This is a genomic window from Arthrobacter sp. TmtSoilC77, from assembly GCF_059739415.1.
The window spans coordinates 2,839,104-2,851,272 of sequence record NZ_AP046050.1 but is presented as its reverse complement, the minus strand read 5'-3'; the positions used below and the strand labels follow the sequence as shown (position 1 = coordinate 2,851,272).

General features: G+C 62.2%; 9 protein-coding genes. 6 read left to right on the top strand and 3 right to left on the bottom strand.

Annotated features, from left to right (window positions below):
• Positions 1–327: 327 nt before the first annotated feature.
• Complete coding sequence (gene valS, locus AC6I99_RS13085; protein ID WP_497961092.1) at positions 328–2,949, bottom strand: valine--tRNA ligase; 2,622 nt, start codon at positions 2,947–2,949, stop codon at positions 328–330.
• Between the two features lie 50 nt (positions 2,950–2,999).
• Here valS and AC6I99_RS13080 point away from each other — a divergent pair, with 50 nt between their 5' ends.
• Together AC6I99_RS13080 and AC6I99_RS13075 are read left to right on the top strand one after the other, a co-directional pair.
• On the top strand, positions 3,000–3,371 hold the full coding sequence (locus AC6I99_RS13080) for a DUF488 domain-containing protein (protein WP_224164538.1): 372 nt from the start codon (positions 3,000–3,002) through the stop codon (positions 3,369–3,371).
• A 22-nt stretch (positions 3,372–3,393) separates the two neighbouring features.
• Complete coding sequence (locus AC6I99_RS13075; RefSeq protein WP_224164537.1) at positions 3,394–4,173, top strand: SDR family oxidoreductase; 780 nt, start codon at positions 3,394–3,396, stop codon at positions 4,171–4,173.
• A gap of 23 nt (positions 4,174–4,196) precedes the next feature.
• Here the strand turns inward: AC6I99_RS13075 and AC6I99_RS13070 are convergent, their stop codons facing one another.
• Positions 4,197–5,255 (bottom strand): endonuclease/exonuclease/phosphatase family protein, encoded by a 1,059-nt coding sequence (locus AC6I99_RS13070; RefSeq protein ID WP_497961091.1) that lies wholly within the window; start codon positions 5,253–5,255, stop codon positions 4,197–4,199.
• A gap of 355 nt (positions 5,256–5,610) precedes the next feature.
• Between AC6I99_RS13070 and ileS the strand changes: the two genes are divergently transcribed.
• From ileS to ndk, 4 genes are read left to right on the top strand one after another with little or no spacing between them, the layout of a single operon-like run.
• Positions 5,611–8,898, top strand: a complete 3,288-nt coding sequence (gene ileS, locus AC6I99_RS13065; protein WP_497961090.1) for an isoleucine--tRNA ligase — start codon at positions 5,611–5,613, stop codon at positions 8,896–8,898.
• A 3-nt stretch (positions 8,899–8,901) separates the two neighbouring features.
• Entirely contained in the window at positions 8,902–10,263 is a 1,362-nt protein-coding gene (locus AC6I99_RS13060) for a bifunctional folylpolyglutamate synthase/dihydrofolate synthase (RefSeq protein WP_224090686.1), read from the top strand.
• A gap of 2 nt (positions 10,264–10,265) precedes the next feature.
• Positions 10,266–10,709 (top strand): DUF4233 domain-containing protein, encoded by a 444-nt coding sequence (locus AC6I99_RS13055; protein ID WP_224090684.1) that lies wholly within the window; start codon positions 10,266–10,268, stop codon positions 10,707–10,709.
• 51 nt (positions 10,710–10,760) lie between these two features.
• Complete coding sequence (ndk, locus tag AC6I99_RS13050) at positions 10,761–11,180, top strand: nucleoside-diphosphate kinase (RefSeq protein WP_497961089.1); 420 nt, start codon at positions 10,761–10,763, stop codon at positions 11,178–11,180.
• 76 nt (positions 11,181–11,256) lie between these two features.
• Here the strand turns inward: ndk and AC6I99_RS13045 are convergent, their stop codons facing one another.
• Complete coding sequence (locus AC6I99_RS13045) at positions 11,257–11,880, bottom strand: vitamin K epoxide reductase family protein (protein WP_497961965.1); 624 nt, start codon at positions 11,878–11,880, stop codon at positions 11,257–11,259.
• Between the last annotated feature and the right edge of the window lie 289 nt (positions 11,881–12,169).

Here is a 12,169-nt window from a genome sequence, read left to right as displayed (position 1 = left end):
GCTGCACGAAAAAGCCCCGGCAGAACTACAGGATTGTAGTTCTGCCGGGGCTCTTGTGCATGGTCACTGGCGGGACCACAATGGTTCTTACCCACTTCGAAAGAAGAGGGACACGGAAACCAAAGATTCAGTGATATGCAACCAACGCAGCCTTTGGCAAAGTTGGAAGCAAGCTACCAGTGACGAGGTAGTAAGACCTGAAATTCCGAGGATTCCGCCAGACTGTCAAGCCGTCACCAGACAGCCGAAAAGTCGAAGCCCCACCAACGGCAAAACGCTGATGGGGCTTCCCCTTTGCCCAAATTTCCGGAATTTGCCGGAAGGCTCTTAGGACGCTGGCGTTTCCTCTGCCGGTGCGAGGACGACGTCGCTGACCGTCAGCTCACCCTCACCGGACTGAAGTGCGATCTCCTGGGCGTTCGCGGCTGCCTTCAGGTCCCCGAGTCCGGCCTTGAGCTGCGCAACAAGCATTTCATTGGCCGTGATGGACGCCGAGAGTACTGCGGTGCGCTGCTTCACTTTTGCCTCGGACTTGGCCTTGCGGATGCCACTGAGTGCTACGCCAACAGTGCCAAGCATGGTGGTGTCGCCATCGGCGATTTCCAGTTCGGCAGGCCATTGGGCGCGGTGAACCGAGCCGGTGCGCCACCAGCTCCACACCTCTTCGGTGGCGAACGGCAGGAACGGCGCGAAAAGGCGCAGCAAGGAGTCCAGGGTGGTGGCCAGCGCAGCCAGTACGGATGCTTGCTCCGACTCCCCGGCCGCACCGTAGGCGCGGTCCTTGATCAGCTCGACGTAGTCGTCGGTGAACTGCCAGAAGAATGACTCAGTGATTTGCAGTGCCCGGGCGTAGTCGTAGTTTTCGAAAGCCTTGGTGGACTGCGCAACAACGTCCGACAACTGGGCGAGCAGTGCCCGGTCCAGTGGATTGGTCAGCACGGAAAGATCGCTGGACACCACGGAGTTTTCGGTGGCGCCAAGGTTCAACACGAACTTGGATGCGTTGAGTAGCTTGATGGCCAACCGACGGCCGATCTTCATCTGCGCAATCTCGTAGGCCGTGTCCGCACCGAGCTTGGCCGAGGCTGCCCAGTAGCGGACGGCGTCCGAGCCGAACTCGTTCAGGACGTCCGTGGGGACAACCACGTTGCCCTTGGACTTGGACATCTTTTTGCGGTCCGGGTCAAGGATCCACCCTGAAATAGCTGCGTGCTTCCACGGCGCGCTCTTCTGCAGGGCGTCGGCGCGGACAGCGGAGGAGAACAGCCATGTGCGGATGATGTCGTGACCCTGGGGGCGGAGGTCGAACGGGTAGACCTTGGAGAACAGTTCCTCGTCACGGCTCCAGCCACCCACGATCTGGGGGGTCAGGGAAGACGTGGCCCAGGTGTCCAGGACGTCGGCGTCACCTGTGAAGCCGTTGGCCTGGTCACGCTGCGCTTCCTCGAAGCCAGGGGCTGCATCTGCGGCGGGATCCACGGGGAGCATGTCATCCGATGGCAGGATGGGGTGGTCGTAGTCCGGGTTGCCCTGGGCATCCAGGGGGTACCAGACGGGAATGGGCACGCCGAAGAAGCGTTGGCGTGATACGAGCCAGTCGCCGTTCAGGCCCGCGATCCAGTTCTCATAGCGCGAGCGCATGAAAGAAGGGTGGAAGTTGATTTCCTGGCCGCGGCCGATCAACCGTTCGCGGCGTTCTTCATCTCGTCCACCGTTGCGGATGTACCACTGGCGTGAGGTCACCACCTCAAGGGGCTTGTCGCCCTTTTCGAAGAAGTTCACGGGGTGGGTGATCTTCTTCGGTTCGCCGTTTAGCAGGCCTGCCGCCGTGAGGAGCTCTACAACTGCTTCCTTGGCGGAGAAGGCCGTCTTGCCGGCGATCGCGGCGTAGGCTTCCTTGCCGGCGTCGGTAGTGATCCATTCCGGGGTTTCGGCAATGATGCGGCCATCGCGGCCCATGATGGCGCGTGTGGGCAGCTGCAGCTCGCGCCACCACGTGACGTCTGTCAGGTCACCAAAGGTGCAGACCATCGCGATGCCGGAGCCCTTGTCCGCTTTGGCGAGCGGGTGGGCCTTTACCTCAAGCTCAACGTCGAAGAGCGGCGACTTCACGGTCTTGCCGAACAGCGGCTGGTACCGTTCGTCGTCGGGGTTTGCTACCAGCGCGGCGCAAGCGGCGAGCAGTTCCGGACGGGTGGTCTCGATGAAGATCTTTTCGCCGTCTTCGGTGAAGAAGGGGTAGCGGTAGTAGGCGCCCGCAACTTCGCGGTCCTCAAGCTCAGCCTGGGCTACAGCGGTACGGAACGTGACGTCCCACAACGTGGGGGCCTCGGCCATGTAGGCGTCGCCCGCTGCAAGGTTGGCAAGGAAGGCACGCTGGGATACCGCACGGGAGGTGTCGTCGATGGTGCGGTAGGTCAGGTCCCAGTCCACGGACAGGCCGAGGGTCTGGAAGAGGTTCTCGAAGACTTTTTCGTCCTCGACAGCGAGTTCCTCGCACAGCTCGATGAAGTTCTGCCGGGAAACGACGTCGAAATCGCGCTGGTTCTTGGCCGGCTGTGCTGGAGGACGGTAGTCGGCGTTGTAGGGGATGGCGGGATCGCAGCGCACACCGTAGTAGTTCTGGACGCGACGCTCAGTGGGCAGGCCGTTGTCGTCCCAACCCATGGGGTAGAAGACATTCTTTCCGGTCATGCGCATGTAGCGGGCCTGGACGTCCGTCTGCGTGAAGGAGAACATGTGGCCCACGTGGAGGGAACCCGAGGCGGTCGGCGGGGGAGTGTCGATCGAGTAGACCTGCTCCCGGGTGGTGTCCGGGTTGAACTTGTAGGTTCCTTCGTCCAGCCAGCGCTGCGTCAGGGCAGCCTCAAGGCCTTCAAGGGCCGGCTTGTCGGGAACGTTGATGGGGGCGGTGGCGGGCGTGTCTGTACCCTGCGTTGATTCAGCCATGTGTCAATTGTTCCATGGTCCGCCGCAGCGCCTTGCCGTAGCATGCCGTCATGGCCGGCCATCGGGACGCTTTCGTCCTCAAACGCATCTACGAGGACCCCGCTGACGACGACGGTGCCCGGGTTTTAGTTGACAGGCTATGGCCGCGCGGGGTGTCCAAGGAGAAGGCCCACTTGGATTTGTGGCTGAAGGAAGTCGCGCCATCGCCAACCTTGCGGACCGAATTTGCACACATGCAGGAGCGGTTCACCGATTTCCGGCGGCAGTACGAGGCTGAACTGGAAAGCAATGCTGCAGTTCAGACTTTGCTGGAGTTGGCGAGGTCCCATCCTCGGGTCACCTTGCTCTATGCCGCCAGGGATCCAGAGGTGAACCATGCCGTGGTATTACGTGAATTCCTGCTCGGCCGGGCAGATGCTTGAGGCCTGCGGATAGTGTGGTGCCATGACTTTGGCAGCACACACGGTTCATCCAGTTCAGAACAAGACAGCAGTAGTAACCGGCGCGAGCACGGGCATCGGCGAGGCAACGGTGCGGGCGTTGGCCTCCACAGGCTGGAAGGTCTTTGCGGTGGCCCGCAGGGCCGAGCGCTTGGGCGCGCTGGGCGCCGAAACCGGCGCCATTCCATTTGCGGCCGATATCACCAGCGACGACGACGTCGCAGCCCTTTTGCAGGCCGTTTCCAAAGCCGGGGGAGCCGATACCCTCATCAACATCGCCGGCGGTGCCCGTGGCGCGGACACGATCGCGAATGCCGATACTGAGGATTGGGAGTGGATGTACCAGGTCAACGTCCTGGGCACCATGAAGATCACCAGGGCATTCCTTCCGATGCTGAGGGAGGACGGGGAAGGAACTGTACTCAACCTCACATCCACCGCCGGACTGGCCGCTTACGAAGGCGGCGCAGGATACAACGCCGCAAAGTTTGCCCAGCACGCCATGACCAACGCCCTAAGGCTGGAAGAAGTGGGTCACAACATCCGTGTCATCGAGGTAGCGCCGGGCCTGGTCCACACTGAGGAATTTGCCCTTAACCGGCTGGGTGACAAGGACGCTGCCGCCAAGGTCTACGCCGGAGTCGAAAAGCCCCTAACGGCCGAGGACGTGGCCGACGTCGTCAAGTACGCAGTCTCGCTGCCGCACCACATCAACCTGGACCAGATCGTGGTGCGCCCGGTGGCGCAGGCGGCCAACCACAAGCTCATCCGCAAGGAAGGCTGAAGCGAGACACGCCTTCCAACCGGCTAACCGGCCGGGATAACCAGGGTTGCCACCATGGCCGCATGGTCAGAACCGGAAACCTGGTGGACCGCGTAGCCACCGCTGCCGATTCGGGGCGACGTAACCATGTGATCGATCACGATCCCAGGAAGGGGTGGTCCCTCCATCGGCCAGGTGGGGGAGAACCGTCCGCCTGAGGCTGTTCCGACGTCGACGAGCTTTTTCCCGTCCTGTCCGCCGCCCATGGCGGGGTCAAGCACGGCACGGAACTCGGCATGATCGTAGGTGGAGTTGTAGTCACCCATCAGCAGGTGATGTCCCGGACGGGAGGCCTGACGGGCAACCTTGACAAGGTCGCTGCGCCACTGCTGGATCCGCTCGTCAACCGGGGGCAGTGCATGAACGTTGGTGAGGTTCAACGTCGCCTTGGAAACGTTGCCCGCATCCGTGACGAGGACCCGCGTAACGTCCATCCGGAATGGCGTATCGGGCAGCAGCCCCTCCGGTTGCAGAGGGAAAACGGAATACACGGCGCCACCGGAAGCGTCGTCGTTGGGTTCACTCAGGAGGTTCGGCAGTATTGACTCCAGGCCTTCGGAGCGTAAGCGGTCTTCCAGCCCTTGCGTATGCTCCTGAAGGGTCAAGAGTTGAACACCGTTGTCCCGGACCAACTTCACGATGGCACGTGCGTCAGCCTCACCGTATTCAGTGTTGAGGCTCATCACCTTCAGGGAAACAGTGGCGGTCCCCGCAGGAACTGCTTCTGCCCTTCCGGTGTCCAGCGGAAACAGCCAGAACAATTGGAGAGCCAACAGGGCTGCCGTCGTGATGAGGACCCACAGGCGGCGCCCAACCACTGCAAGGACCATCGCCAGCGCCGATGGCAGCACCATCCACGGGGTGAACGACAACAGTTGAACCACCACCAGCGGCCACTCCGTGGGGACCGCCCTGAACAGGGACATTCCCGCCACAGGCAACACCAAGAGCAGAGCCAGGACCGACCACGCGGGGGATGCCTGGTGGCCCAGCCAGCGTTTTACCGGGCCCGCGGCCGGAAGGACAAGGGCGGGGTTGGTCATGGGGTCGAGTCTATGCACCCGACGGCATCCAGCTGGTCCACCCGAAGGATGATCCTGCGAGTGGAGCACGGGGCTCTCCTGCCGCTAGACTTGGGAGACAAGCGTTGACCCGGCCATCACCGGTGAGCTTCCGGAAGAACATCCCTGAACGCCCAAGTGGAGCAATCCAAGCGGCGGCCAGGGCCCAGTAGAACCGGACGGGTAAGCCCGTCACAGCAGTAATGAGAGGCCGGAACCGGCCGTTGCCCCCACCCGGGGCGCCATGGTTCCGGTAAGTGAGGTGGTACCGCGGCAACAGCAAACACTGAAGCCGTCCTCGCATCCTGACAGTCAACCAGCTATCACAGGATATGAGATGACCCACTACCCCAAGGCCTCAGCGACTCCTTCAGGCACGCAGGGCGTGTCCGCTTCCGTGAAGTTCCCGGAAATCGAAGAGCGCATCCTCAAGTACTGGGATGAAGACGGCACCTTCCAGGCAAGCATCGACCAGCGCGAAGCAGGCAAAGACGGCAGCAACGAGTTCGTCTTCTACGACGGCCCTCCCTTCGCCAACGGCCTCCCTCACTACGGGCACCTCCTCACTGGCTACGCCAAGGACCTCGTGGGCCGCTACCAGACCCAGCGCGGCAAGCGCGTGGAGCGCCGCTTCGGCTGGGACACCCACGGCCTTCCAGCCGAGCTCGAAGCCATGAAGCAACTGGGCATGACGGACAAGACCCAGATCGAAGCCATGGGCATCGACAAATTCAACGACGCCTGCCGCGCCTCCGTCATGAAGTACGCCAACGAATGGAAGGCCTACGTCACACGCCAGGCCCGTTGGGTGGACTTCGACAACGACTACAAGACGCTCAACGTCGAGTACATGGAGTCGGTGCTGTGGGCCTTCAAGCAACTGCACGAAAAAGGACTGACGTACAACGGGTACCGCGTCCTTCCGTACTGCTGGAAGGACGAGACGCCACTGTCCAACCACGAGCTCCGCATGGACGACGACGTCTACAAGAACCGTCAGGACCAGACCGTCACGGTAACGTTCCCCATCAAGGCGGGGGAGTCCGAACTCTCCAAGGCCCTCGAAGGCGTCCAGGCGCTCGCCTGGACCACAACGCCCTGGACGCTGCCCACCAACCTGGCGCTCGCCGTCGGGCCTGAAATCCCCTATGCGGTCCTGCCCGCCGGTCCGAACGGCGTCAAGGCTGCTTCGGCGGAAGCCCCGGTCACGGGCAGCTTCCTTCTGGCCGCCGACCTCGTGGGGACCTACGCCAAGGATTTGGGGTACGACGACGCAGCTGCCGCAGCTGCCGCCGTCGTCTCAACCCATACAGGCGCCGAGTTGGCGGGCCTTGAGTACGAGCCACTGTGGAACGACTTTGCCGATGCCGAGAAGTACGGCACCCGGAACGCGTGGCGCTTCCTTGTGGCGGACTACGTCACCACCACAGACGGTACGGGAATCGTGCACCAGGCTCCGGCCTATGGTGAGGATGACCAGAAGGTCTGTGAGGATGCCGGCATCCCCGTTGTCCTGTCCGTGGACGAGGGCGCGAAATTCCTGCCGTTGTTTGCCCATGGCGAGCTCGCATCGATCGTGGGACTGCAGGTCTTTGAGGCGAACAAGCCCATCACCCAGGTGCTGCGCGCTGATGGCCGCCTGGTCCGCCAGGCCAGCTACGAGCACAGCTACCCGCACTGCTGGCGCTGCCGGAACCCGCTGATCTACCGTGCTGTGTCCTCCTGGTACGTCGAGGTCACCAAGTTCAAGGACCGCATGTCCGAGCTGAACCAGGAGATCAACTGGATCCCGGGCAATGTCAAGGATGGCCAGTTCGGCAAATGGCTGGACAACGCCCGCGACTGGTCCATCAGCCGTAACCGCTACTGGGGTTCGCCGATTCCCGTGTGGCAGTCCAATGATCCCGAGTACCCGCGTACGGACGTTTACGGCTCGCTGGCTGACATCGAGGCGGACTTCGGCCGTCTGCCGGTCAACAACGAAGGGCAAGTGGACCTGCACCGCCCGTTCATCGATGAATTGACCCGTCCCAACCCTGACGACCCCACAGGCAAGTCCACCATGCGCCGCGTCGAAGATGTCCTGGACGTCTGGTTCGACTCCGGTTCCATGCCCTACGGCCAGGTGCACTACCCGTTCCAGAACGAGGAATGGTTCGACACCCACAACCCTGCGGACTTCATCGTGGAGTACATCGGCCAGACCCGCGGCTGGTTCTACATGCTCCACATCCTGTCTACGGCGCTGTTCGACCGTCCCGCTTTCCGCAACGTCATCAGCCATGGCATCGTGTTGGGCTCCGACGGCCAAAAAATGTCCAAGAGCCTGCGCAACTACCCGGACGTTTCCGAGGTCCTGGACCGTGACGGCTCGGATGCCATGCGGTGGTTCCTGATGTCCAGCCCGATCCTTCGCGGTGGCAACCTGGTGGTCACCGAGCAGGGCATCCGCGACGGCGTCCGCCAGGTCATCCTGCCGCTCTGGAACGTGTACAGCTTCTTCACGCTCTACACCAACGCCGCGAACTCCGGTTCCGGCTATGAAGCGAAGCTGCGCTACGACGGCTACTCCGACACGTTGGACCAGTATTTGATGGCCAACACCGGGGACCTCGTCCGCAGCCTGACCGAAAGCCTGGATTCTTACGACATCTCCGGGGCCTGCGATGAACTCCGCAGCTACCTGGACATGCTCACCAACTGGTATGTCCGCCGCAGCCGCCAGCGCTTCTTTGACGAGAACGTGGACGCCTTCGACGCCCTCTACACCGCTTTGGAAGCCGTATGCCGCGTGTCAGCGTCCTTGCTGCCGCTCGTGACGGAAGAGATCTGGCGCGGGCTGACGGGGGGCCGTTCCGTGCACCTCGCCGATTGGCCCGACGCTTCACTGTTCCCGGCCAATCCAGGGCTCGTGGAGGCCATGGACCGCGTGCAGCAGATCTGCTCCAGCGGATCGAGCCTGCGCAAGGCGGCGAACCTGCGGGTCCGCCTGCCGCTGCAGGAACTGACTGTCGTGGCACCCGGGGCAGATGCGCTGGGAGGCTTCGCCGCCGTCGTCGCCGATGAACTGAACCTTCGCTCCGTCCGCTTGCTGGACGCTGCTTCGGCTTCACCGGAGGAATTCGGCATCGAGCAGAAACTGGTGGTGAACGCCCGGGCTGCTGGTCCGCGCCTTGGCAAAAACGTGCAGCAGGCCATCAAGGGGTCCAAGTCCGGCGACTGGTCCGTGACCGATTCCGGCGTCGTGGTGGCCGGGGGACTCGAGCTTGAGCCGCAGGAGTACACCCTGGAGACCGTCGTGGCAGAAGCGGCCGACGGCGGGTCTTCCGCAGCTGCCGTACTGCCCGGTGGCGGCTTCGTGGTCCTGAACACCGAAGTCACGCCGGAACTGGCTGCCGAGGGCCTGGCACGCGACATGGTCCGCGCCATCCAGCAGGCACGCAAGGATGCTGGGCTGAACGTGAGCGACCGCATCCGAACTTCCGTCGAAGCGCAGCAGGACGTCGTTGACGCCCTCCAGGCCAATGCTGAGCTCGTCAAGACCGAAACCCTGACCCTGGAACTGGAAGTTCTGCTTTCCAGCGCCGAGGAACCGCAGGTCACCGTAGCAAAGGCAGGGGTCTGACCAATGACTGACGAATTCTCGGTAGAGAGCGTCTACGCCGAACTCCTGGGCCGCGCGCCGGAGAACAAAATGGAACCGCGGTTGGCTCCGCTCTTCCGGGCCATGGACGTGCTGGGTGAGCCCAACAAGGCTTTCCCGATCATCCACATCACGGGTACCAACGGTAAGACGTCCACTGCGCGGATGATCGAGGCCGGGCTCCGTGCCCACGGCCTCAGCACAGGCCGTTACACCAGCCCGCACCTTTCCAAGGTCACCGAGCGCATCAGCATAGATGGTGAGCCGGTATCGGATGCGACATTTGTTCGGATCTGGGATGAAATCCGTCCGTACCTGGAAATCGTTGACAACGAGCTCCTTGCCGACAACCAGCCGCGGCTGACGTACTTCGAATGCGTCACGATCCTCGGGTTCGCCATCTTCGCCGACCAGCCCGTGGATGTGGCGGTCTTTGAGGTGGGACTGGGCGGCATCACTGACGCCACCAATGTCGGAGACGGCCAGGTTTCCGTCATCACGCCGATTTCCCTGGACCACACGGACCTGCTGGGCGATACGACCGAGGACATCGCCTACGAGAAAGCCGGCATCATCAAGCCGGGCGGCTTCCTGGTAAGCGCCGCCCAGCCCGTGGATGCGGCGCAGGTGCTCTTGGAAAAGGCCCGGGAAGTAGACGTACCGTTCCGCTTTGAAGGCGTCGAGTTCGGCGTCGAGTCGCGCAGCGTCGCCGTGGGTGGCCAGGTCCTTACTGTCCAAGGCCTCGCAGGCCGCTACGAAGACCTCCTTCTTCCCTTGCATGGTGCCCATCAGGCAGAGAACGCCGCCGTGGCGGTTGCTGCATTGGAAGCCTTCTTCGGTGGAGGAGAAAAAGAGCTGGACATCGACGTCCTGAAGGAAGCCTTCGGCAATGTGACGTCACCTGGCCGACTGGAAGTGGTGCGGACCGCCCCCACGATCGTGGTGGATGCTGCCCACAACCCGGAAGGGATCCGTGTTTCTGCCGAGGCAATCCACGAGGCCTTCAGCTTCAGCAAGCTGGTGGTCGTCGTTGGAGTCTTGCGGGAGAAGGACGCTGAGGAGATCCTGAAGACACTCAAGGAACAACTTGGCGATCTTGCCGATGAATTCTGCTTCACCCAGTCCAACTCACTCAGGGCTGTCCCTGCAGCGGAACTGGCCGAACTCGCCGTCGATCTTGGCTTTGGCGAGGACAACGTCCACATCGCTGAGAAGCTCGATGACGCACTGGAGTGGGCCGTTGAACGGGCCGAGTCCAACGATGACCTTGCCGGCGGCGTGCTGGTCACCGGCTCCATCACCCTGGTGGCTGAGGCACGCATCCTGCTTGGAAAGGAAGGTGCCTGACAGTGGCAAGGCTGACCAAGGCCCAGCGTGAATGGCGGCCGGGCATGCCCAGGAAGCGTCGATCCACCAAGGTAATGTTCGCTTCCACGGTGCTGCTGCTTGAAGCCTTTGTGGCCTTCTTCGGCACCTTGGTGGTTTTCGGGCTAAGGCGCGGGGAAGTTGCTCCTGGAATCATCCTGGGTGTGGGAATCGCGCTGAGCGTAGTGCTTGTCCTCACATGTGCGGTGTTGTCCAAGCCCTGGGGAATCGGCCTTGGCTGGGGGCTGCAGCTCCTCCTGATCCTAACGGGGATTGCAGAGCCCATGATGTTCATCGTTGGCGTCCTCTTCGCCATCTGCTGGTGGTACGGAATCCGGACGGGGATGAGGATCGACCGTGAAGTGGCACAACGCGACCGGGAGCAGGCCGAATGGGACGCCACGCACCGTGACGAGGCTGGTTCGTAAAACCCCGTAAACTGGCTGGGAAACCCACCCACCAACCACATTGGAGCAACTGTGAGCATTGAACGGACCCTTGTCCTGATCAAGCCCGACGGCGTGGCCCGCAACCTCAGCGGAAGCATCCTCGCCCGGATCGAAGCCAAGGGTTACGCCTTGGCCGAGCTGAAGAAGGTCAACGCGACCCGCGAACTGCTGGAGCAGCACTACGAGGAACACGTGGGCAAGCCGTTCTACGAGCCCCTGGTTGAGTTCATGCTCAGCGGCCCGGTCATCGCAGCTGTCTTTGAAGGCCACCGCGTCATCGAAGGCTTCCGCTCCCTGGCAGGAACCACGGACCCCACCACCGCTGCTCCGGGCACCATCCGGGGCGACTTCGGCCGTGACTGGGGCCTGACAGTCCAGCAGAACCTGGTTCACGGCTCGGACTCCGTTGACTCCGCCGAGCGTGAGATCAAGATTTGGTTCGCCGGCTAGGTACCCCTCGCCGAAGTGACACTTAAGGCCAATGTTCATCACGAACATTGGCCTTAAGTGTCATTTCGCGAAGAGTTTAGTAACCCGACGTGCCTGCGAAGACGTGGATGAAGGCGAAGAAGATCGTGGCAATGACGGCCACATAAAGCAACGCCACGATGATCCAGCCGGAGTCACCCAAAACCTTGGCCAGTGCCGGTGGGGCCTTGATGACGCCATGGGAGATATTGCGGATGGTCACCCATACGAACATCGGGATCATCACGGCCCACACCACCATGCAGAACGGGCACAGCACGTTGATGACGTACAGGGCCTGCGACCACAGCCACACCACAAAGGCGAACCCCAGGGTTACGCCGGCCTGCAAGCCCAGCCAGTACGCGCGTGAATACTTCGCCCCGGCCAGGAGGCCCATGGCAGTGGTGATGATCACCGCAAAGGCGACGATGCCGATGAACATGTTGGGGAACCCGAAGACCGAACTTTGCGGTGTTTGCATCACCGCGCCACAGGAAACCCAGGGATTCACATCGCAGAGCGTGATGTGGTTGGGGTCTTTGAGTACTTCCAGCTTCTCAAGGACCAACGCCCCGGAAGCCAGCCAGCCGATGACGCCGGTGATCAGCAGGAGCCAGGCGAACGGCTTGTCGCGGACTGCTTTAGGCAGCAAACCTGCCTTGGTGGACGTATCCTCCATGGGGGTGGAGGCTTGGTTGGCCAGGTTTTCCCTGGCGGTGCTTGGCATCGCGGACGCAATCCTTTTCAACAAGTGACCCGGCCGGGCCGGGAACGGTTCTTGTCAGGATTGTAACGCCGGAGACTGGATGCAGCCTCCAGCCAGCACCAGCACTTTCCACACTGTGCGACACAGCCCCCTACCCTTCGAATGTGCGGGGGTGTGAGAGAATGAACATGGCTGGAAGCCGATCCACATTCGGAATCCGGTCCGGTGACTTGTTCCCAAGACCGCCAGTATGAGCAGGGCC